Source organism: Stenotrophomonas sp. FW305-C-20-S1 (assembly GCF_058783335.1).
In genome coordinates, this window is record NZ_JBYTEK010000053.1 from 1 (window position 1) to 22,384 (window position 22,384).

The 22,384-nt window shown below is 67.9% G+C and carries 18 protein-coding genes; 9 read left to right on the top strand and 9 right to left on the bottom strand.

Features of this window, described 5'->3' with window-relative positions; genetic code table 11:
• Positions 1-180: 180 nt before the first annotated feature.
• The 6 genes from AC3WTC_RS19125 to AC3WTC_RS19150 form a co-directional block, all read right to left on the bottom strand.
• Positions 181-579, bottom strand: a complete 399-nt coding sequence (locus AC3WTC_RS19125; RefSeq protein WP_140228090.1) for a hypothetical protein — start codon at positions 577-579, stop codon at positions 181-183.
• Between the two features lie 94 nt (positions 580-673).
• Positions 674-2,713, bottom strand: coding sequence for an FUSC family protein (locus tag AC3WTC_RS19130; protein ID WP_099844471.1), 2,040 nt, complete (start codon positions 2,711-2,713; stop codon positions 674-676).
• A gap of 3 nt (positions 2,714-2,716) precedes the next feature.
• Positions 2,717-4,183 (bottom strand): efflux transporter outer membrane subunit, encoded by a 1,467-nt coding sequence (locus tag AC3WTC_RS19135; protein ID WP_492712298.1) that lies wholly within the window; start codon positions 4,181-4,183, stop codon positions 2,717-2,719.
• Entirely contained in the window at positions 4,180-5,097 is a 918-nt protein-coding gene (locus AC3WTC_RS19140) for an efflux RND transporter periplasmic adaptor subunit (RefSeq protein ID WP_025875649.1), read from the bottom strand. The genes AC3WTC_RS19135 and AC3WTC_RS19140 overlap by 4 nt, the downstream gene beginning before the upstream one ends.
• Positions 5,094-5,303 (bottom strand): DUF1656 domain-containing protein, encoded by a 210-nt coding sequence (locus tag AC3WTC_RS19145; protein ID WP_025875651.1) that lies wholly within the window; start codon positions 5,301-5,303, stop codon positions 5,094-5,096. Before AC3WTC_RS19145 ends, AC3WTC_RS19140 begins: the two co-directional genes overlap by 4 nt.
• 108 nt (positions 5,304-5,411) lie before the next feature.
• Positions 5,412-5,867: a MarR family winged helix-turn-helix transcriptional regulator gene (locus tag AC3WTC_RS19150; RefSeq protein ID WP_025875653.1), complete on the bottom strand. Its 456-nt coding sequence runs from the start codon at positions 5,865-5,867 to the stop codon at positions 5,412-5,414.
• 629 nt (positions 5,868-6,496) lie between these two features.
• Here AC3WTC_RS19150 and folE point away from each other — a divergent pair.
• The 4 genes from folE (at position 6,497) to AC3WTC_RS19170 (ending at position 12,772) form a co-directional block, all read left to right on the top strand.
• Positions 6,497-7,108 carry a GTP cyclohydrolase I FolE gene (gene folE / locus AC3WTC_RS19155; RefSeq protein WP_025875657.1) on the top strand — a complete coding sequence of 204 codons (612 nt, stop codon included), beginning with the start codon at positions 6,497-6,499 and terminating at the stop codon, positions 7,106-7,108.
• Positions 7,109-7,217: 109 nt separating this feature from the next.
• Positions 7,218-8,687, top strand: coding sequence for a DUF3375 domain-containing protein (locus AC3WTC_RS19160; protein ID WP_025875659.1), 1,470 nt, complete (start codon positions 7,218-7,220; stop codon positions 8,685-8,687).
• Positions 8,674-9,375: a DUF4194 domain-containing protein gene (locus AC3WTC_RS19165; RefSeq protein WP_025875661.1), complete on the top strand. Its 702-nt coding sequence runs from the start codon at positions 8,674-8,676 to the stop codon at positions 9,373-9,375. The genes AC3WTC_RS19160 and AC3WTC_RS19165 overlap by 14 nt, the downstream gene beginning before the upstream one ends.
• Before the next feature lie 16 nt (positions 9,376-9,391).
• The gene (locus AC3WTC_RS19170) at positions 9,392-12,772 is read left to right on the top strand and encodes an ATP-binding protein (RefSeq protein WP_080150178.1); all 3,381 of its coding nucleotides are present in this window, start codon (positions 9,392-9,394) and stop codon (positions 12,770-12,772) included.
• 92 nt (positions 12,773-12,864) lie between these two features.
• Here the strand turns inward: AC3WTC_RS19170 and AC3WTC_RS19175 are convergent, their stop codons facing one another.
• Positions 12,865-13,644 (bottom strand): sulfite exporter TauE/SafE family protein, encoded by a 780-nt coding sequence (locus AC3WTC_RS19175; protein ID WP_025875666.1) that lies wholly within the window; start codon positions 13,642-13,644, stop codon positions 12,865-12,867.
• 72 nt (positions 13,645-13,716) lie between these two features.
• Between AC3WTC_RS19175 and AC3WTC_RS19180 the strand changes: the two genes are divergently transcribed.
• Positions 13,717-14,109, top strand: coding sequence for a YchJ family metal-binding protein (locus AC3WTC_RS19180; RefSeq protein WP_032978546.1), 393 nt, complete (start codon positions 13,717-13,719; stop codon positions 14,107-14,109).
• On the opposite strand, the gene AC3WTC_RS19185 is transcribed toward AC3WTC_RS19180, so the two are convergent.
• Positions 14,091-15,392, bottom strand: coding sequence for a GGDEF domain-containing protein (locus AC3WTC_RS19185; protein WP_080150439.1), 1,302 nt, complete (start codon positions 15,390-15,392; stop codon positions 14,091-14,093). The genes AC3WTC_RS19180 and AC3WTC_RS19185 overlap by 19 nt on opposite strands.
• A gap of 146 nt (positions 15,393-15,538) precedes the next feature.
• On the opposite strand from AC3WTC_RS19185, the gene egtB reads away from it, so the two are divergent.
• The 4 genes from egtB (at position 15,539) to AC3WTC_RS19205 (ending at position 20,648) form a co-directional block, all read left to right on the top strand.
• Positions 15,539-16,810 (top strand): ergothioneine biosynthesis protein EgtB, encoded by a 1,272-nt coding sequence (gene egtB / locus AC3WTC_RS19190; protein ID WP_080150177.1) that lies wholly within the window; start codon positions 15,539-15,541, stop codon positions 16,808-16,810.
• Entirely contained in the window at positions 16,807-17,784 is a 978-nt protein-coding gene (gene egtD / locus AC3WTC_RS19195; protein WP_080150175.1) for an L-histidine N(alpha)-methyltransferase, read from the top strand. The genes egtB and egtD overlap by 4 nt, the downstream gene beginning before the upstream one ends.
• A 137-nt stretch (positions 17,785-17,921) precedes the next feature.
• Positions 17,922-20,057 (top strand): lytic murein transglycosylase, encoded by a 2,136-nt coding sequence (locus AC3WTC_RS19200; protein WP_492712303.1) that lies wholly within the window; start codon positions 17,922-17,924, stop codon positions 20,055-20,057.
• 30 nt (positions 20,058-20,087) lie between these two features.
• Positions 20,088-20,648: a DUF2628 domain-containing protein gene (locus AC3WTC_RS19205; protein ID WP_025875676.1), complete on the top strand. Its 561-nt coding sequence runs from the start codon at positions 20,088-20,090 to the stop codon at positions 20,646-20,648.
• Here the strand turns inward: AC3WTC_RS19205 and AC3WTC_RS19210 are convergent.
• On the bottom strand, positions 20,642-21,832 hold the full coding sequence (locus tag AC3WTC_RS19210) for a benzoate/H(+) symporter BenE family transporter (protein ID WP_080150171.1): 1,191 nt from the start codon (positions 21,830-21,832) through the stop codon (positions 20,642-20,644). The two genes, AC3WTC_RS19205 and AC3WTC_RS19210, sit on opposite strands and share 7 nt — an antisense overlap.
• Positions 21,833-22,384: the final 552 nt, after the last annotated feature.

The window sequence follows — 22,384 nt, forward strand, 5'->3', positions numbered from 1 at the left end:
GGTGGGTCCGGTTGCGGGGGCGTGAGCGCCATGGATGGCGCGACCGAGCTTACATGGACGTACTTGCAGCGTCCCCCTCAACCGGACCCACCCCGCCAACCCACGGAGAGCACGCATTTGATGTTGACGTTGCCGCTGACGTTGATTCGGCGGGTGCAGGGCGCAGCCCTGCCGCCAAAGCTATTCCGGCATCAACACCAACCCATCCGGATACACGATCGCCGCTTCATCCGCACTGACATCGAAGAACCCCACGCCGTGCTTCTCGGCCAGGTCCTGCACCCGCCCATGCGCGCGCTCTGCCACCGAGTACGCGAACGCGCCATAGATCACATGGCGGCCGATGCTGTACTCGGTCACCTCGGCGCGATCATCCTCCTCATTGCTCAGCGGGCCGTTCATCGGCGGAAACTCCTGAGCCATCTCCGCGAACCATGCCTGCAGCGCCGGGCTGCTGACCGCCGGGTCGTCGTACTCGTGGCTCTCGCCCCACTGCGCCTGCTTCTCGAACCAGGCGATGAACGCTGCCGCTTCACGCGGGGCGACGCTGGCCTCGAACACCATCATGTCGTAACTCATTGAACCGTCCTGTTGCCGTGGCGTAAGGACGCCGGGCATGGCCCGGCGCTACCGGATGACGATGGTAGCGCCGGGCCATGCCCGGTGGATCGCATCAGACGGACGGCGCTGCGGCGTCCGCCAATCCCGGCGCCAACGCCTTCGCTTCCGGGAACAGCGCAAACCGCAGGCCGACCAGGCCCATCAGCGCCTCGTCGCGCGCCTTGCAGGCGGCCACGCTGCCGACCCGGCCCAACGAGGTGTCCAGCCGCTCGCGCAGCGCCTCGGCTGCCACAATCGGCTTGCGCGCGGCGATCTGCCGGCGATAGTGCACGGCCACTTCCTCCAGGATGTGCTCGACCGCCTCGCGGCTGCGCTCCGGCAGCTCCAGGCGGGCGCGGCGCAGCTGCAGGATGTTCAGGCCGATGCGCGCCTCGTTGAGCATGTCCACCGAGGCGATGTCGCTGCCTTCCGGAGTCGCCGCCAGGCGCGGTGCCAGCAGGCCGAGCAGATCCAGCATGCGCGCGGCGAAGCGCTGGCGATCCTGCTGGCCACGGCCTTCGGCCGCTTCGGCCAGGGTGGTCCAGCCCTGTCGTACCAGCCGGCGCGCGGTCCATTCGGCACCCACCGAGCGGAACAGCCGGGTCATCACCACCGCAAAGCCAATGCCGATGAACATCGCGATCGACGAGTTGGCGAAGGTCTGCACGTTGGCACTGTAGGTGTTCTGCAGGCTGAGCAGCGCGGCCAGGTTGACCGTCAGCGGCAGCGCGAACAGCGCGCTCTTCGGGTGGTGCAGCAGCAGGCCCAACGGCAGGAACACCACCGCCAGCACCAGCGCCAGCAGGCCGAAGTCGTGCACGGCGGGGAACACGCCGAACAGGTACACGCCGGCGACCAGCGAAGCCACCATCGCCCACACCAGGAACGAGACCATGCTCGGCGCCGGGTCGTCCTGTGCCGCGAAGAACGCGGCGGTCACCGCGGCCATCATCGCGCCGTTGCCACCGCCCTCCCAGCCCAGGCCGATCCACAGCACGCAGTAGCTCATCAGCGCCACGCCGGCGCTGAGCGCGGAGAACAGTGCCATGCCGTAGTCGACGTGCTTGTCGGTGGCGGCGCGTTCGGTGCGGATGCGGTAGTGCGCACGGTCCAGCGGCGCGGTGCCCTGGTCGATCGCGTGCTGCAGGGTGCGGCAGTCCTGCCACAGGTCCACCAGCTCCTCCAGGCGCAGCAGCAGGCTGGCCAGCTGCAGGTGCTGCAGATCGCGGTCCACCTGTGGCTTCAGCGCACTGATGCGTGCGCGCAGGCGCGCGTAGTCGCTGGCACTGGATGGCGTATCGATCCAGTCGTGGATGTCATCGACCAGCGTCGGCAAGCCCTCGGGCAGGGTCTGTCCATCGCTGCGCAGCGCACTCAGGCGGTCGGCGATCGATGACAGCACCGGCAGCAGCAACAGCATGCGTTCGCGCAGGCGCTCCATCGATACGGCCGCGCCGGCATGGCGTGGGTCATCGCGGCGCAGGAACTCGATCAGCGCCTCGAACTGCACCAGGTCGGCGGCCAGCCGGTTGCGTGGGGCATGCGCGCGGCCGCGCTCGAGGATCTGCCGGCACCACTGCGCCGCGTCCTCCATCCAGTTGCCGATGCGCGCGCCCAGCATCGGCCGCACCGAGGCCGGGAACAGCAGCGAGGCGAACAGCACCGCTACCACCGTACCGAGGATGATCTCCTCGCTGCGCGCCACCACGGTGTCGAAGATGGTCTCCGGCGAGGTCACGGCCGGGAAACCGATGAATGCAGTGGTGTAGCCGGCCAGCAGGAACGCGTAGCCACGTGGGCCACGGTTGAGCAGGGCCAGGAACAGGCAGCCGGCCAGCCAGATCGACATCGCCGCGCTCAGCACCAGCGGTGTTTCCACCAGGGCGGGCAACATCAGCAGGGTGGCCAGGCCGGCGGCCAGGGTGCCGAGGATGCGGTACACGCCCTTGGCCCGGGTCGGGCCCAGCAGCGGCTGGCTGACGATGTACACCGTGCCCATCGCCCAGTACGGGCGCGACAGGTTGCCGGCCATGGCGATATACAGCGCGACGATCGCTGCCAGGTAGGTCTTGATCGAGAACAGCCAGGCCTGGCGATCGGTCAGCCCGTTCATCGCTTACCTCGCCGCCGTCGGCGCAGCCGCAGACGCAGACGCGGCACTGTCCTGCCAGCCACCGCCCAGTACCAGGAACAGGTGGATCTGGTCGCGCGAGACCTGGGCTTCGGCCGCGGCCAGGGTGGCATCGCTGCTGGCCAGGCTGCGGTCGGCATCCAGGCTGGACAGGTACGGCGTGCGGCCGCCCTGGTACAGCCGGCGGTTCTGCTCTGCGGCCATCGCAGCCTGCTCCTGCGCCACGCGCAACGACTGCAGGCGGCGCAGATCCTGCGCATAGCGGTCCAGTGCGGTCTGTGTTTCGCGCAGTGCCTGCAGCACGGCATGGTCGAACTCGGCCAGCGCGGCATCGGCGCCAGCCTCGGCGGCGTGGATGCGTGCATGCGTGCCCGAGGACGGCAGCGTCCATGAGATCAGCGGGCCGAACGACCACTGCTGGGTCATCGGCTGGCCGAAGTCTTCCAGCAGGCCGGCGGCGCCGACCGAAGCGCCCAGGCGGATGTCCGGGTACAGCTCGGCAGTGGCGACACCAATCCGCGCGGTGGCCGAGGCCAGCTTGCGTTCGGCCTGGCGGATGTCGGGACGGCGCTGCAGCAGCGCGCGGCCATCACCGACCGGCAGCGGCTGGGCAAGGGTGGGTGCGTGCGCGCAGTCGATCACCCCGGCCGGCAGCTGGCCCGGGGTCTGCCCAAGCAGTGCCGCCAGCGAATAGGCGGCGGCCGAACGCTGCGCCTGCAGCGGGGGCAATGCGGCTTCCAGCAGCGCGACCTGGGCATTGGCGCGCGCCAGTTCCGGCGGCGTGCCGCGACCCGCGCTGATCAACCGCTGGGTGACCGAACGGCTGCGCTGCTGCAGCTGCAGGGAATGCTCGGCGACATGCAGCTCATGGTTGGCGTGGCAGATCTCCAGGTAGCTGTCTGCCACCTCGGCCACCACGCTCACCTGGGCCAGGTCACGTGCAGCGGCCACCGACTGTTCGTCGGCGCGGGCTGCTTCGGCACCGCGCTTGAGCTTGCCGAACAGGTCGAACTGGTAGCTCACCGCGAACTTGCCGTCGGCCAGGTTGATCACCGGCAGCTCGTGCTCCTGCAGGAACGACTCGGCCGACAACTGTGCGCGGCTGACGCCGGCTTCGGCCTCGTACTCGAAGCCACCGGCGTCCATCGCCTGCTCGTACACCGCAGCAGCGCGGCGCAGATGCGCGTCGGCAGCCTTCAGTTCGACATTGTCGCGCAGCGCCTGGGTGATCAGCCCATCCAGCACCGGGTCGTTGTACAGCGACCACCAGCGTGCCGGCAGTGCCTGGTTGGCAGCCACTTCGGGGTTGTGGGTCTCGATGAACGCGGCATTCGCTTGCGGCCGCTTGAACGCCGAGCCCTCGGGCAATGCGTAATCCGGGCCGACGGTTCTGCACGCAGCCAGGCTGGCCAGCGCGACGATCAGGCCAAGGCGGGGCAGGGCGGCGTTCACAGGCCCGCCTGTGTCGGCGCAGCGCCGGCCTTCTTGTTCTGCACGTGGCGGCCGGTATCCACGGTCACCGTGGCGGTGCGCCCGGCGATCAGCTCCACGCCGGCAGGCACCTCGTCGATGGCGATGCGCACCGGGATGCGCTGCGCCAGCCGCACCCAGTCGAAGGCCGGGGTCACGTTCGGCAGCAGCGTGCTGCCATTGCTGCGGTAGCGATCCTCGATGCCGGCGGCGATGCTCTCGACATGGCCGTGCAGAGGGGTGTCCTCGCCCATCAGGCGGATGTCCACGCGCTGCCCCGGGGCCACGCCGCGCAGGCGGGTTTCCTCGAAGTAGCCATCGATGCGGAACGAACCGGTATCCAGCAGCGCCAGCACCGGCTTGCCGGCCACCACGTAGTCGCCCACGCGCATGGTGCGGTCGTTGACCCGGCCATTGGCCGGTGCACGCACTTCGGTGCGGGCCAGGTTGAGTTCGGCCAGGTCGACCGCGGCTTGTGCGGTGGCCAATGCGGCCTGTGCGGCCTGCAGCTTGGCCCGGCGCACTTCGGCGTCCTCGGCGGCCACCAGATCCTGCAGGCTGCGGTCGCGTCCGATCTCACGGCGCAGCTGCGCGACCGATGCCTGGCGTTCGGCCAGGCTGGCGCGGCTCTGCTCCAGCGCGATGCGGTAGCGCGCGCGATCGATCACGAACAGCAGGTCGCCCTTTTTCACTGCCTGGTTGTCGGCTACCTGCACCGTTTCGACCAGGCCGGACACATCCGGCGCCACCTGCACCACGTCGGCGCCGACGTGGGCGTCGCGGGTCCACGGCTCATCCATGTAGTAGACCCACAGCTGGCGCAGCACCAGCAGGGCGACGATCACGGCTGCGCAGGTAAGCAGCACCGGCAGGGTCTTCTTCACGATCTTGTTCACGATTGCATCCAACGCAGGAGGTGGAACAGCAGGCCCAGCACGATCCCGTACAAGGCCAGGTTGAACAGCGCCGGGTGCCATACGTGGCGATAGGCACCGGCACGCTGCAGCAGCGCGTGCAGGCCGCTGTTGACCAGGTAGGCCAACACCATCAACCCGAGCAGGGTCGGGACGAACACTCCGTGGAGACTGAATTCACCGGGCATCGGTAGGGGCGGGGACGGTAGGGGAAGGGGGAGGTGGAACAGGACAACGGCAACGGGCAAAAGCCGCTGGCGCATGCACGGCAGCGGCGGTATTCACCGACAACGGGCTTACGTGATGCGGTCGGCAGCCTCGGCCAGCAGGCGCCATGCCTTCAGCACGGCATGCAGTTCATCCATGGAAAGCTCGCCGAACACGTCCTGGCGCAGGCCGATCAACTGGTCTTCCAGTTCGCGCACCAATGCCTGGCCTTCCTCGGTCAGCCACAGCAGGTTGGCGCGGCGGTCGCTGGCATCGCATTCGCGGCGGACCAGCCCACTGGCGCAGAGCTTGTCCAGCAGGCGCACCAGGGAAGGGCCTTCCATGCCCAGCTGCTGCGCCAGCGCGACTTGGCGGATGCCACCGCCGGAGCGGCCGATCATCAGCAGGGGCATGGTGCAGGCGGTGGAGATGCCGTAGCTGCCCAACCGGCTGTCGGCCAGGCGCTGCCACTGCCGCCCTGCGTACAGCAGGCCGGAGCTGAGCTGCATCTGCAGCACGGTGCGCTCGTCGAGGGGTCGGTCCATAAGTAATAGATAGGATACTACTAATTTCATTCCTATCAATAGGTTTTGCTGAATGGGTGAGGTGTATTGAGGAAAGCGTTGCGCCTGCTGGCTATCGGCTGGGGTGGCGGAGGGCCGGGCGGGGTAGGACACGCTGCAAGTACGTCCCTGTAAGCTCGATCGGCGCATCCATGCGCCTCACGGTCCTACCCCGCCCGGCCCTCCGCCACCCACCCCACATCCCGCAGGCGCGGAGGGTTGGCGCTTCAAGAACAAGAGCGCTAGCGCCGGGCCATGCCCGGCGGCTCCTGGTGGCACCGCTCCGCTCGCCGGGCATGGCCCGGCGCTACCAGAGCACTCTCCGAAGCCATGGACCCCAGCTTTTGACCCCGCTTTCGGGCGGACCGGCCGCGCCCGCAGGAAACCGTCGGAGAGGCGGAGGGGCAGGCAGGGCAGGACCGTCCACGGCATGGATGCCGTGGCCGAGCCTACAAGGACGTACTTGCGGCGTGTCCTGCCCTGCCTGCCCCTCCACCTCTCGCCCAGCAGCCTTGAGGCGCCGCAGGGGATCCCCCGATGAACCGTCCCCAGAGGACGACCCACCCCCCGGTCGGGTACGATGCTCGCCCCCCGTTCGGGCGCTGTATGCAATGAGCAAGAACAACGAAAAGGCCGCCCCGCAGGGCGAAGTGACCCAGGTCCAGGCCGAGGATGCCGTGCGCACCCTGCTGCGTTGGGCCGGTGAGGACCCGACCCGCGAAGGCCTGCTGGATACCCCGCGCCGCGTGGCCGAAGCCTATGGCGACTGGTTCAGCGGCTACCGCGACGACCCGCGCGCCTACATGGAACGCACCTTCGAGGAAGTGGCCGGCTACGACGAACTGATCGTCCTGCGCGACATCGAATACGAAAGCCACTGCGAGCACCACATGGCGCCGATCATCGGCCGCGTGCACGTCGGCTACCTGCCGGCCGGCAAGGTGGTGGGCATCAGCAAGCTGGCACGCGTGGTCGAAGCCTACGCCCGCCGCTTCCAGGTGCAGGAAAAGATGACCGCGCAGATCGCCCAGTGCATCCAGGACGTGCTGCAGCCGGTCGGTGTCGGCGTCGTTGTCGAAGGCGCCCATGAGTGCATGACCACCCGCGGCATCCACAAGCGCGGCGTCAGCATGGTCACCTCGAAGATGCTGGGCAGCTTCCGCGAGGACGCCCGCACCCGCGCCGAGTTCCTGCGCTTCATCGAAGTGGGCGGCAAGCGCTGAGCGCCGTCGCCTCCCGGTGGCGGCCGCGCGTGGCCGCCGCTTTCGCCGTGCCTGCGCCGCGCCTTCGCGCGCGCGCTGGCCGCCGCGCCCTTCCGACCGATCTCGCTGCATGAAGCACCGCGAACGCATCACCCGTTATCGCCACCTGCGCGAACAGCCGCAATGGAAGCTGCTCGCCGCCGACCACGCACCGGAAATCATCGGCCTGCTGCAGGGCCTGCTGATGGACGGCGATCGCACGTTGCCGGCATCGGTCCTCAACGAGCGCCTGCAGCGTGCGCTGGACCAGCTCAACGGCGACGAGTTGTCGCGCGAGCTGCCGCGGACCGCGCAGGCCTACGTCGCCCATTGGCTCGCGCAGGGCTGGCTGGAACGCCGGCTGCCTGAAGGCGCCGACCAGGAGCAGTACGAGCTCTCGACCCAGGCGCTGCAGGCGATCCGCTTCGCCGACAGCATGGAGCAGGCCCGCGTGGCCGCCACCGAGAGCCGTCTGGCACTGGTGATCGAGCAGCTGTCGCAGCTGGCCGCGCAGACCGAGGCCGACCCGGACGCGCGCTTGTCCGCATTGCGCGACGAGCGCGACCGCATCGATGCCGAGATCGCCCGTGTCAGCGCTGGCCGTGTGACGGCCCTGGACGGCAAACGCGCGCTGGAACGTACGCGCCAGATCATCGGCCTGGCCGACGAGCTGACCGAAGACTTCCGCCGCGTGCGCGACGACTTCGAACAGCTCAACCGTGATTTCCGCGAACGCATCATCGATGACGAAGGCGAGCGCGGCGACGTGTTGTCCAAGCTGTTCGAAGGCGTGGACGTGATCGGCGAGAGCGACGCGGGGCGTAGTTTCCAGGCGTTCTGGCGCCTGCTCAACGACGCCGAACAGAGCGCCCAGCTCGATGCCGCGCTGGAGACGCTGCTGGCCCGTGGCTTCGCCCGGCGGCTGGATCGCAACGAGCGCAACTTCCTGCGCGGTTTCACCAGCACCATGCTCGAGCGTGGTGGCCAGGTGCATGACGTGCTGCAGAACTTCGCGCGCAGCCTGCGTGGTTTTGTGCAGAGCCGTGGCTACCTGGAACAGCGCCGCCTCAACCAGCTGTTGAAGCAGGCGCAGTCCGAAGCACTGGCACTGCGCGATGACTTCCCGGCGCAGCGCGCCATTGGCCGCGACCTGCAGCTGACCACCAGCCGCCTGCGTTCGTGGTCGCAGTGGAAGCTGCACGACCCGCGCAGCGCGCAGGTCGATGGCAACGTCGAATACAACGATGCGGCCAGCATCAGCCTGGAAAGCGTGGGCGATCTGGTGGCGTCGTCGGAAATCGATTTCCGCACCCTGCGCCGCGACCTGCACGACCTGCTCGACAGGCAGCCGAAACTCAGCATTGCCCAGGCCCTGTCGCAGCGCGAAGCGCCGCAGGGGCTGGGCAGTGTCATCGGCTACCTCTCGCTGGGCACGCGCTTTGGCAGCGTGATCGCCGGCGAACAGGAGCTTGCCGAATGGCGAGGTGGCGACGGACAGATCCGTCGTGCCCGCATCCCGCTGGTTTGGTTTACCCAGGAGAGACGCCATGAGCTGGCATGAAGACCCCATCGACGCACCGCATGCCGACCTGGCCGAAGACGCTTACCAGGCCGAACCGGTGGCGACCGTGGCCCAGCCCCGGCGCGGCAACGACGTCTACTACATGGGCGATACCGGCCGCCTGCCGCTGGATGCGCGCCGCGCGCTGTGCCAGCTGCTGATCGGCCCCAGCATCGACCAGCTGCGTCACGCCAAGCTGTGGCCGGCACTGATCCGCAGCGAAGCCGGTATCCGTTCGGCGCTGTCGGACCTGTTCCTGGAACTGGTGCTCGACCGTGACAGTGGCGTGGCGTTCACCCGCCAGGCCGACACCGAAGATGTCGATGCACCGGTACTGCTGCGCACCTCGCCGCTGACCTTCATCGATTCGGTGCTGTTGCTGTACCTGCGCCAGCAGCTGGGCGAAGCCGATGCGCGTGGCAACCGCGCCGTGGTCGCCGATGCTGAAATGGCCGAAGCACTGGCCATCTACGAAAAGAACCTGTCCACCGACCGCGCCGGCTTCAATCGCCGTGTCGCCTCGGCGGTGCAGAAGATGAAGGACAACCACATCCTGACCCGCCTCGGCGGCCAGGAAGACCGCCACGAAGTCTCGCCGGCGTTGAAGCTGCTGTTCTCCGCCGAAGACGTATCCCAGCTGTCGGCGGTTTACCGCCAGCTGCGCGAAACCCCGGCCGCTGAAGCCTGAGAGACCCGAGCACCGCATGGCCATTTCCAAGCACACTCCCGCCCTGTTCAACGAAGGCCTGCCGGACCCGCGCCTGCAGCAGTTCCGCATGCGCCGCCTGCAGGTGCACAACTGGGGCACCTTCAACGGCCTGACCGAAGTGCCGATCGCCGAGCGCGGCTTCCTGTTCGTCGGCCGCTCCGGTTCGGGCAAGTCGACCCTGCTCGATGCCATGTCCGCCCTGCTGACGCCACCGGCCATCGTCGACTTCAACGCCGCAGCGCGTGAAGCCGAACGCAGCGGCCGCGACCGCAACCTGGTGTCCTACGTGCGCGGCGCGTGGGCCGACCAGCAGGACAGTGGCACCGGTGAAATCGCCACCCAGTACCTGCGCAAGGGCGCGACCTGGACCGCGCTGGTGCTGGAGTACCGCGCCGGCGATGGCCGCGTGGTCAGCCTGGTACGCCTGCTCTGGATCGCCGGCAGCAGCACCTCCGCCGGTGACGTGCGCAAGCACTACATGATCGCCGAGCGTCCGTTCGACATCGCCAAGGATCTGGGCGGCTTCGATCTGGACCTGCGCAAGCTCAAGCAGAAGTTGGCCGACGTCCATCACTTCGACACGTTCTCCGGCTATGCCGAACGCTTCCGCCACCTGCTCGGCATCGACAACGAGATGGCGCTGCGGCTGCTGCACAAGACGCAGTCGGCGAAGAACCTGGGTGACCTGAACGTCTTCCTGCGCGACTTCATGCTCGACACGCCGAAGACCTTCGACGCTGCCGAACGACTGGTCAGCGATTTCGCCGAACTCGATGGCGCGCACCAGGCCGTGGTCACCGCGCGGCGCCAGGTCGAAACCCTGCAGCCGGCGCGCGAGCACTATGGCGATCTGCAGGCGATGAGTCGCCGTCGCGGCAACGACGAAGCGCTCAAGCTCGGCATCGACAGCTTCCGCGAAAGCCGCCGCCAGTTGCTGATCGAAGCACGCCTGCGCGAGATGGACACGCGCGATCGTGGCCTGCTGGGCGAAGAAGCGCAGCGTCGCGCGGCGCTGGACAACCACACCGAGCGCCTGGCCGAGCTGGAACTGCAGCGCCGCCAGCAGGGTGGTGAGCGCATCGAGGAACTGGAACGCGAGCAGGGCCGCGCCGAAGCCGAACGTGATCGCCGCCTGGCCAAGCAGGCACAGGCACGTGACGCCGCACAGAAGCTGCAGGCCGCGCTGCCCGAGGATGCACATGGCTTCGCCGAGCTGCTTGAGCAGGCGCAGTCCGAACTTGAAGACCGTCAGCGCGCGTCGAGTGCCCTGGACGATGCCATCAGCGAACGGCTGGGCGGCAAGCGCGACGACGAGCGGCGCTTCTCCGAAGTGCGTGGCGAACTGGAGGCGATGCAGCGCACACCCTCCAGCATTCCTGCGCCGATGCAGAAGCTGCGCGCACGCCTGGCCGAAGAAACCGGCATCTCCGAAGCGGCCCTGCCGTTCGTCGGCGAACTGATCCAGGTCCGCTCGGAAGAGCAGAGCTGGCAGGGCGCGATCGAGCGCGTGCTCGGTGGTTTCGCGCAATCGCTGCTGGTCGATGACAAGCACTACAACGACGTCGCCGAGTGGGTGAACCGCACCCACCTGGGGATGCGCTTCACCTACTACCGCGTGCGTCGCAATGATGATGCGTTCGCCCGCGAACCGTCCGCCAAGTCGCTGCTGCACAAGCTGGAACTGCGCGATCACGTGTTCGAAAGCTGGCTGCGCCGCGAGCTGGGCAAGCGCTTCGACTACGAATGCGTGGACGCCAAGCAGCTGCGCAACGTCGACCGCGGCATCACCCGCGAAGGCCAGGTCAAGCATCCGGGCGATCGCTTCGAGAAGGACGACCGCAGTGCGGTCAATGATCGCCGCCGCTGGCTGCTGGGCTTCAGCAACCGCGACAAGCTGGCCGTCTTCGAGAAGGAAGCCCAGGAGCTGGCCGCCCGTATCGCCAGCTGCGATACCGACATCGCGCGCCTGCGCAGCCAGCGTGACCGCGACAACGAACGTCGCCTGGCCTGCCATCAGCTGGTGGGCATCAGCTGGAACGAAATCGACGTCGCCGCGCCGCAGCAGCGCCTGGCCGACATCGAGGCCAGCCTGCACGCCCTGCGCGAAGGCAATGCCGACCTGGCCAGGATCGCCCAGCAGATCGACGCCACCCGCGCCGATATCGAGCAGGCCCGCCGCACTTACGAAGACACCCGCGTCGAGCGCGGCCAGCTGGTGCGCGAACGCGACCGCCTGGACCGTGCCCGCCAGCAGAGCCGTGCACTGGTCCTGCCAGCGCTGGCCGAAGACCAGGAAGCCGGTTTGGCCGAGCGCCTGCAGGAGCAGGGCCCGCTCAGCCTGGAAACGCTGGAAGCGCACATGCGCCAGGTCAGCAACGCGCTGAACGAACAGCTCTCGTCTTCGCAGCAGGACGTCAACCGCATCGAGAACCTGCTGCTGGGCTGCTTCCGCCGCTTCATCCAGCAGTGGCCGGAAGAATCGGGCGACTTCACCGTGTCGGTGGCCTCGGCCGAGGATTTCCTCGCTCGCCTCGAACGCCTTGAACGCGATGGCCTGCCGCAGCACGAAGAACGCTTCTTCGACCTGCTGCAGAACCAGAGCAAGAACAACCTGCTCGCGCTGCAGCGTCACAGCGCCGAGGCCCGCAAGTCGATCGGCCAGCGCCTGGACGAAGTCAACGCCAGCCTGGAGCAGGTGCCCTTCAACCGTGGCACCCTGCTGACCATCGAACTGAACGACCGGCGCCTGCCGGAAGTGCAGGAGTTCCACCAGCAGCTGCGCGAGGTGTTGTCGCAGCAGCAGACCGAGCAGCGCGACCTGGCGGAAACGCAGTTCACCGTACTGCGCCAGCTGGTCAACCGCCTCGGCTCGCAGGAAGGCGAAGACAAGCGCTGGCGCGAAGTGGTGCTGGACGTGCGCCTGCACGTGGAGTTCATCGGCGTGGAGCTGGATGTGGAAACGCGCCAGCAGGTCGAGATCTACCGCAGCGGCGCCGGCAAATCCGGTGGCCAGCGGCAGAAGCTGGCCACCACCTGCCTGGCGGCGGCGCTGCGCTACCAGCTCGGCGGCGCCGACAGCCAGCTGCCCAGCTACGCCGCAGTCGTGCTCGACGAAGCCTTCGACAAGGCCGACAACGAGTTCACCGCGCTGGCGATGAACATCTTCGACAACTTCGGTTTCCAGATGGTGGTGGCCACCCCGCTGAAATCGGTGATGACGCTGGAACCGTTCATCGGTGGCGCCTGCTTCGTCGAGATCAGTGGCCGCCACGATTCGGGCGTGCTGCTCATCGAGTACGACGAAGAAGGCAAGCGCCTGAAGCTGCCGGAGCGCAGCCGCCAGCAGGCCGACGAACCGGAAGAAGCCGAGGCCTGACTGCTCTGGAAACGCCGTGCCAACCAAGGTTGGCACCTACCGGGTCATGAACCCCGATAGTGGTAGTGCCGGCCGCTGGCCGGCAACCGCGTTTACGCACTGCGGAACGTATCCCACGCCATCCGCGCGATCAGCACCACCACCAGGCCCACGAACAGTTTGCGGATGAACGGCGTGCCGCCCTTCAGCGCCAACCGCGTGCCCACCACCGAACCGATGATGTTGGCCGCCGCCATCGGCAGCGCGAACAGCCACAGGATGTTGCCGGTCGGTACGAAGAACGAGATCGCTGCCACGTTCGTCGCCAGGTTCACCACCTTCGACGCAGCCGACGCACGCAGGAAGTCCAGCCCGAAGAAGCGCACGAACAGGAAGATCAGGAAGCTGCCGGTGCCGGGCCCGAAGAAGCCATCGTAGAAGCCGATCGCCGCACCGATCGCCAGCGCGATCACCAGCTCGCGGCGGCCGATGTCCTGCGGCCGGTGCAGCGCGCCGAAGTCCTTCTTCCATAGCGTGTAGGCCAGCATCGCCACCAGCAGCACCAGCACCAGCGGCCGCACTGCGTCCTTGGGCAACAGGCTGACCGCCGTAGCGCCCAGGAAGGAGAACACGAAGGCCGTACCGGCGGCGAACAGCACCGGCTTCCACGGGAAGCGCACGTTGCGCGCATAGCGCCATGCCGCTGCGCCGGTGCCGAACATCGAGCTGAACTTGTTGGTGCCAAACAGCATCGCCGGGGTCTGCTGCGGCAGTACCGTGAACAGGCCGGGCAGCTGCACCAGTCCGCCGCCGCCCACGGCCGCATCGACCAGGCCGGCAATGAAGGCGATCACCACCAGCCACCACAACTCAGGAGGAATCAGTTCCAGCACGGCGATCGATCGAAGTGGGGGCGCGACAGCATACGCCTGTCACATTGCCGCCGCCCACGCGACAATACCCGCATGAGCCGAACCGCCCCCGATCCCTGTCCCTGTGGCCTGGCCGCCGACTACGCTGCCTGCTGCGGTCGCTTCCATGCCGGCGACGCCGCGCCGGATGCCGAGCGCCTGATGCGCTCGCGTTACAGCGCCTATGTGCGCCACCTGCCGGACTACCTGCGTGCCACCTGGCACCCGGACACCCGTCCGGCAGAACTGTCGCTCGATGATGCCCCCGGCCAGCGCACCCAATGGCTGGGCCTGACCGTGCAGGACCACCAGGTGACCGGCAGCGACAGTGCCGAGGTCCGCTTCACCGCCCGCTACCGCGTCGGCGGCGGCAGCGCGGTGAAAATGACCGAGCACAGCCGCTTCCTGCGGGTCGAGGGTCGTTGGTACTACCTCGACGCCGTCTGAGCGTGGCTGCCGCGCACGGCCAGCACGCGCTGGCCGCCATGCGCGCACACGCGGTTGCGGCCTTCCTCCTTGGCCGCATACAGCGCCTGGTCGGCCGCTTTGACCACCCCGGCAGGGCGCCGATCGACCCGGCTGTCGGCCAGGCCGATGCTGACGGTTACCTGCACCACCGCACCGCCACCGCCGCGCCCGCGCTGCTGCTGGCCGAGCGTATCGTCGCGGGTGCGCGTGCTGCGGTCGCGCAGTTGCATGCGGCTCTGCTCGATGCCCTGTCGCAGCGCCTCCACCGCATCCACGCAGGCCGATGCCGGGCGGTCGAGAAAAACCACAGCGAATTCCTCGCCGCCATAACGGAACGCACGGCCGCCGTCGCCCACCCGCGACAACCGTGAGGCCACCAGTTTCAGCACGTCATCGCCGGTGTCGTGGCCGTGGGTGTCGTTGAATTTCTTGAAATGATCCACGTCGATCATCGCGATGCTGTAAGTGCCGGTGGCGCGCTTGAGGGTCTCGTTGAACGCACGGCGACCGGGCAGGCCGGTCAGCTCGTCGCCGAAGGCCATGTGGAAGGACTCCTGCAGGGTCGCGCCCAGCATCAGCAGCAGTGCCGCTACGCTCAGCGCCGGCAGCAGTGCCGGCTGCAGGAAGATCCGCGGCAGCATCCACCACAGGCACAGCAGGGCCAGCAGCATCGCCGTATGCAGCGGCCGCGGCTGGCGCCACGCCTGCCATCCCAGCGCAGCGGTGGCCAGCAGGAACAGCACGGCAGGCAGCTGCGCCAGCGCGTTCCAGTCGCTCGGTATCCAGGGGAAGTGCCGGTTCGACAGCAGGTCGTGCATGCCCTGTGGCTGTTGTGCGGCAAGCAGGATGAAGATCGCCACCGCAACACCACTGGTCGTGGCCCTCAGCAGCAGGTCCTGGCGGCGCCGGCCACGTTCGGGCCACAACGCATGGACGGCGAACAGCAACGGCAGCCAGGTCGAGATCGCGTGGAAGCGCAGTGGCGTCAACGCCGTCACCCGGCCCTCGCGCAGGTAGTGCCCAAGGTCCTGGTGCAGCACCGCGAAGGCCAGCGCCACCAGCAGCAACAGGCACAGCGTGCGCACCTGGTTGTACAGCAGCGCCAGCCCTGCACCCAGGCAGGCCAGCAACCACGGCAGGATGCGCTGCCCGGCGCGGCCGACATCATCGCTTTCCAGGCTCACCCACAGCACCAGCGCGACCAGCACGGCGGGCAGCACGAACAGATAGTGCACAGGCTGTCGAAGCGGATGATGGGACACACGGAATTCCAGCGCGGTCACGACGCGGCCGCAGCACTGCCGTTAGCGGCGCAACGGTGCCCTTCTTGAATGCGCGCGCCCTGATGTGAACACCACGGCACCGGGCCATGACATTGCGCTCACCGGCAGCGGTCGAAGCTGGTGGCATGGACAGCGTACCCGCCGCCGTCGCTGCCCCGCAGCGTGACATCGCCCGCCACTTCACCCATGTGCGGGGGCGCAGCGTGCAGCTGGCCGCACCCCTCAGCCCGGAAGACGCCCTGCTGCAGAGCATGGCCGATGCCAGCCCGGCCAAGTGGCACCTGGCCCACACCACCTGGTTCTTCGAACGCTTCGTGCTGGCCAGCCAGCCCGGCTACACACCCTGGGATCCGGCCTGGGACTATCTGTTCAACAGTTACTACAAGAGTCTCGGCCCCGCCCACGCACGGCCTCAGCGCGGGTTGCTGTCGCGGCCCTCGCTGCAGCAGGTCCACGCCTACCGCCAGCATGTGGATGAGCAGGTGCTGGCAGGACTGCGCGATGGCGATCTCGGCAGCGACGCCCTGCAGCACCTGCAGCTGGGGTTGCAGCACGAACAGCAACACCAGGAACTGCTGCTCACCGACATCAAGCACGCCTTCTGGTGCAATCCGCTGCAGCCGCCGTACCGCGAAGACCTGCCCATCGCCGTCAGCGCCCTCGGCACGCAGGGTTGGGTCGAACAGGGCGAGCGCATCGTCAGCATCGGTGCGTCCGCCTGGCCGCAGCACACGGCCTTCGCCTATGACAATGAATCGCCCGTGCATCGCGTGCTGCTTCCTGCGCATGCCATCGCCGAACGCCCGCTCAGCAACGCCGAGTACCGCGCCTTCATCGACGCCGGCGGCTACCGCGATCCGCGCTGGTGGCTGAGCGAAGGCTGGGCGCTGCGCGAGGCCGAGCAGTGGCAGCATCCGCTGTACTGGGATGACGACCTGCTGCGCGAGTTCACCCTGGGCGGCTGGCGCGAGCTCGATCCGCATGCGCCGGTCTGTCACCTCAGCTACTACGAAGCCGATGCCTGCGCCCGCTGGGCCGGCGCCCGCCTGCCCACCGAATTCGAATGGGAAGCGGCCGCCGCCTCGCAGCCGGTCGAAGGCCACTTCGCCGATGACGACCATCTGCACCCGATGGCAGGGCAGGGCGATGGACTGCGCCAGTTGTTCGGCGACGTGTGGGAATGGACCAGCAGCGCCTATGGCGCCTATCCCGGCTTCCGTCCCTTCGCCGGCAACCTCGGCGAATACAACGGCAAATTCATGTGTGGCCAGTGGGTCCTGCGCGGTGGCAGCTGCGCCACGCCGCGCGGCCATGTACGGGCCAGCTACCGCAACTTCTTCATGCCACCGGCGCGTTGGCAGTTCTCAGGCCTGCGCCTGGCAAGGGATCTTTCATGAGTACCGTCCAGGATGCGCTGCAGGCGCTGACCGACCTTACCCCCGGCCGCCAGCAGATCCTTGCCGACGCCGTCGCGGGGTTGTCGCACGCCTCACGGCAGCTGCCTTCCAAGTACTTCTACGACGCGCGCGGCTCGCGCTTGTTCGAGCAGATCACCCACACCCGCGAGTACTACCCCACACGCACCGAACTGGCCCTGCTGGACCGGGTGTTGCCGGAGATCGCGCAGGCGGTGGGGCCGCGCGTGCACGTGGTCGAACTGGGCAGCGGCAGCGGCCGCAAGACCGCGCGCCTGCTGGCTGCCCTGCAGGACCCGGTGGCCTATACGCCCATCGAGATCTCGCGCGCGGCGTTGCTGTCCAGCATCGACCACCTGGCTCCGGCGCTGCCGGACGTGGAAATGCTGCCGGTGTGTGCCGACTTCACCCGCCCTGTGCAGGTCCCCGCGCCAGAGCGGCCTGCCGCGCGCCGGCTGCTGTTCTTCCCGGGCTCCACGCTGGGCAACTTCGCCGATGAGGATGCGATCGCGCTGCTGCGCGCAATGCGCCAGACCATGGGCAAGCACGGCCTGGCCCTGGTCGGCATCGATCTGCACAAGGACCCGGCACTGATCGAAGCCGCCTACAACGACGCCGACGGTGTCACCGCCGCCTTCACCCTGAACCTGCTGGCGCGTCTCAACCGCGAGGTCGGCAGCGATTTCGATCTCGACGGCTTCCGTCACCGGGCCCGTTACAGCACCGCGCGCCTGCGCATCGAAACCGATCTGGTGAGCCAGCGCGAGCAGGACGTGCATCTTGACGGCCGCACCTTCCACTTCAGCGCTGGCGAACCGATCCGCGTGGAGTACAGCCACAAGTACACCGACGCCAGCTTCGGCCACCTGCTGCAGCAGGCGGGGCTGGAGGTAGCGGCATCCTGGAACGCGGACGATCCCGCCTATGGCCTGCGCCTCCTGCGCCCCTCACCCTAGGCACAGGTAGTACCGGCCGCTGGCCGGCAATCTGGACCAACCTTGATCTCCCTCCGCGTTACCATGGCTGCAGCACCGGCAACACGGAGGACGCCATGCCCATTCTGACCACGCTCGGCCTGGCCGCCGCGCTTGCCATGCCAGCGGCCGCGCCGCCGGTCGCAGCGGCAACCGCTGATCCCGCGTTTGCCCGCTGCATGGCGGGCCTGCAGGCGACGGCTGCCAGCCAGGGCATTGCCGCTGACCGCTTCAATGCGATCACCGCCGGACTGCAGCCCGACCCTACCGTGCTGCCGCTGCTCGATGCGCAGCCGGAGTTCACCACGCCGATCTGGGACTACCTGGCCGCACTGGTCGATCGCCAGCGCGTGGACGACGGTCGCGCCATGCTGCAGCAGCACCGTGACCTGCTTCAGCGCGTATCGGCGCAGTACGGCGTCGATCCAGTCACCATCGTCGCCGTATGGGGTGTAGAGAGCGACTACGGCCGCGTGTTCGGCAAACGCCCACTGCTGCAGTCGCTGGCCACGCTGTCCTGTGCCGGCCGCCGGCAGCCCTTCTTCCGCGGCGAACTGCTGGCGCTGATCAAGCTCATCGACCAGGGTGACCTGCAGGCGCAGGGCCTGACCGGTTCCTGGGCCGGTGCCTTCGGCCACACCCAGTTCATGCCCAGCACTTACGCACGCATTGCCGTTGATGGTGATGGCGATGGCCGCCGCGATCTGGTCGGCAGCATTCCCGATGCATTGGCTTCCACCGCCAACTATCTGAAGCGTGCCGGCTGGCGAACCGGCGAACCCTGGGGCATGGAAGTCCGTGTCCCCGCCGGTTTCAACGCCAGCCAGTCGGGACGCACCCAGCGCCGGTCACTGGCCGACTGGCGCGCACTGGGCGTGACCGGCCTGGACGGCAGCGCGCTGGCACCGTCCGGCCTGCCCGCCGATGCCCGCGCCGCGCTGCTGTTGCCGTCCGGGACAAAAGGCCCGGCGCTGCTGGTGTTCCGCAATTACGACGCGATCTACAGTTACAACGCGGCCGAGAGCTATGCGCTGGCCATCGCCACCCTGGCCGACCGCCTGCGTGGCAGCAACGGCCTGGTCACCGCCTGGCCAACCGATGATCCTGGCCTTGGCCGCGACGAGCGCCGCCAGCTGCAGACCCTGCTGCTCGCGCGCGGCCATGACATCGGCGCCGCCGATGGCATGATCGGTACCGCCAGTCGTCGTGCCATCCAGGTCGAGCAGCGTCGGCTCGGGTGGGCCGACGCCGACGGTCGCGCCGGCCAGCGCATCCTGCGCGCGCTGCAGGCACAACCGCAGGCACAGGCGCCAGCCGCGCCGACCCGCTTCAGCCTTCCCAACAACTACAGTGCCGTGCAGTCGCCGGCCATCCGGAGTCGATCCAGCGTGCAACAGATCCAGGGTGTCAGCAGTGGCCAGTTCCAGGGACTCGACGCCTGGCTGGTGGAAACTCCCCAGGCCACCGCCGCGATCAGCGTGTTCGGCGGCCAACTCCTCTCGTTCGTGCCCAAGGGCCAGCCCGATCTGATGTGGCTCTCGCCCAAGCGTGCCGCGCTGCCCACGCCGATCCGTGGCGGCAGCCCGGTGTGCTGGCCCTACTTCGGCCGCCAGGGGCAGGGCGATGACGTGCCCGCCCACGGTTTCGTGCGCACCTTGCCCTGGGAACTGCAGCAGGTGCGCCGGCTCGACGATGGCAGCATCGAGCTGACCCTGGCCCCGCCGGCGTTGGACAACCTCGGCCTGCGCCTGACCATGACCGTCCGTGTCGGCCGTGAACTGCGCCAGCAGCTGGTCACCGAGAACACCGGCAAGGCTCCGGCCACCATCACCCAGGCGCTGCACAACTACTTCCGTGTCGGTGACGCCAGCAAGGTCGATGTCGACGGCGTCGACGGCCTGGACTACCTCGACAAGTTCGAGAACTACGCCCAGCCGCGCCGCCAGCAGGGCCCCTGGTCGCTGCGCGATCCGCGTGACCCAGGCCGCAGCGACCGCATCTACACCCAGGCCGGTGGGCACTATGTGCTGCGCGACCCGGTGCTCAAGCGCCGCATCGACCTCCGTACCGAAGGCAGCCGCTCGCTGGTGGCATGGAACCCTGGCGCCGAAGGTGCCGCCAGGATGGCCGATGTCGGTGACGGCTGGCGCGACTATGTCTGCCTGGAAGCGGCCAACGCCGGACCCGATGTGGTCACCGTGGCACCGGGCGGGCGTCATGTTCTGCTTCAGATCCTGTCCAGCGCGCCGCTATAGCGGGCTTCCCCCTTGGCACGGATGGCCAGCATGAGCACCCTCGATCCGCAGACCTCGCCCGGTAGCGAGAACCCCTATCTGGCGCCCGGCGCTGACGCCGATGTAGGCACTGCACTGGAAGATGCCGACTACCTGACGCTGGTGGTCGGGCCCAATGCCGCCGCCTACCGTCGTTTCTGGCATGTGGACAGTGCGCTGCCGAAGCCTCCCCGCCGCTGGAACTGGCCCGCCTTCCTGTTCGGCACCCTGTGGATGGTGCATCGCCGGATGTACCTGGCCGCCATCGGCTTCTACCTGGTCACCACGCTGCTGCCGATCCTGATGCTGCTGGCCGACGCGGGCATACCGCAGATCGCCTTTGGCATGCTGCTCCCGCGTATCGCCCTGGCCATTTTCGCCAACGCCCTGTACCTGCGCCATTGCAGCCGTCTGCTGGCGAGGGTGCAGGCGACCCACGCCGGCCAGCCGAACCGCATCCGCGCCGAGCTGCTTCGCCGTGGTGGCACCCGCGCCTCGGCCGTGGTGGTCTGCCTGGGCCTGATCTACGCGCTGCGTTACATCACCCAGGGCCTCCTGCAGACCTATCACTGAGCCGGCGAACGCGGCCGCAGCACCCACAGGCAAATCGTTCCGGCGACCAGGCCCCAGAACGCAGAACCGACACCGGCCAGCGTCATGCCCGAGGCGGTCACCAGGAAAGTGACCAGCGCGGCCTCGCGGTCGCGCTCCACTGCCAATGCGCTGGCCAGGCTGTTGCCGATGGTGCCGAACAGGGCGATGCCGGCCACACAGGCCACCAGTTCCTTGGGAAAGGCAGCGAACAGGGCCGCTACGGTGGCCCCGAACAGGCCGATGACGATATAGAAGGCGCCGGCCGCCATCGCCGCCGTGTAGCGCCGTGCCGGGTTTTCGTGGGCATCACGGCCCATGCAGATCGCCGCGGTGATGGCGGCCAGGTTCAATGCGTAGGCACCGAAGGGCGCCAGCAGCGTGTTGACCACGCCGATCCAGCCGATCACCGGTGACACCGGCGCGTCGTAGCCGGAGGCGCGCATCACCGCCACACCGGGAATGTTCTGCGACGCCATGGTGACCACGAACAGGGGCAGGGCGATGCCGACCATCGCCGTCCACGACAGCGAGGGAGTGACCCATTGCGGTACCGCCAGTTGCAGGTGCACCTGTTGTGCATGCAGCAGACCCTGGCTGGCAGCGATGGCGATGCCGACCAGCAGGGTGGCGATCACCGCATAGCGGGGGAACAGGCGGCGGCCCAGCAGCCACGTAGCGAACATGGCCAATGCCAGCACGCGCTGGGTGTTCATCGCCACGAACACGTCCAGCCCGAAGCGCAGCAGTACACCGGCCAGCATGCCGGCGGCCAGGGCCATGGGCACGCGTTTCATCAGCCGGGCGAACACTCCCGAGAAGCCGGCGAGCATGCCCAGCACTGCCGCAAGCAGGAACGCACCGGTGGCCTCGGACAGAGAGGCGCCACCCGCACCGACGACCAGCATCGCCGCCCCAGGCGTCGACCATGCGGTGACCACCGGCACCCGGTAGCGCAGTGACAGGCTGATGCAGGTCACGCCCATGCCCAGCCCCAGCGCCCACATCCACGAGGCGATGTGGGCCTGGTCGGCACCCACGGCCTGCGCGGCTTGGAACACGATCACCGCCGAGCTGGCGAAGCCGACCAGCACGGTGATGAAGCCGGCGACGATCGCCGGCATCGAAAGATCGCGCCACCATCCCTGTCGTACCGTCGTGTCCATCGTCTTCCTTCCTGTATGCATCCCACTATAGATAGCGCCTGCGGCGTTGACCGCGCAACGCGCGGGCAACGCCGCCGTGATCGTTGCACGCCCGTTGTGCATGCAGCAGCCGATGCGTTGTCATGCTCCTGAAAAAAATGTGTTGACGAATTCTGCAGGATCTCTAGAATTCGCTCCCTTGCTGCAGCGCGGCGACTTCTTCGGAAGCCAGCAACGCGAACAGCAACGCCACCACCGCCGGACGAGATCATCGAACGAAGGTGTTGACGGACTCGAAAAGTCCGGCATAATAGGCGGCTCGCAACGACGAAAGGCCTTCGGGGCCAACGACGAAGCAGCATCGGCAACAACGTCCACTTCGGTGAGACGGCCTTGAAAAAAGGTGTTGACGAAGTGGAAAAGCCGGCTATAATGGGCGGCTCGCTACGAAGGAAACTTCGCAGCACACGGGAATGGCGCTGAGGCCACTTCCCCTGATCTTTGAAAGTATGCGCAGGTATCTTGTGAAGGCGCCTGCAGGAAGGATGATTGTCCATCTTGCAGACGTTTGAT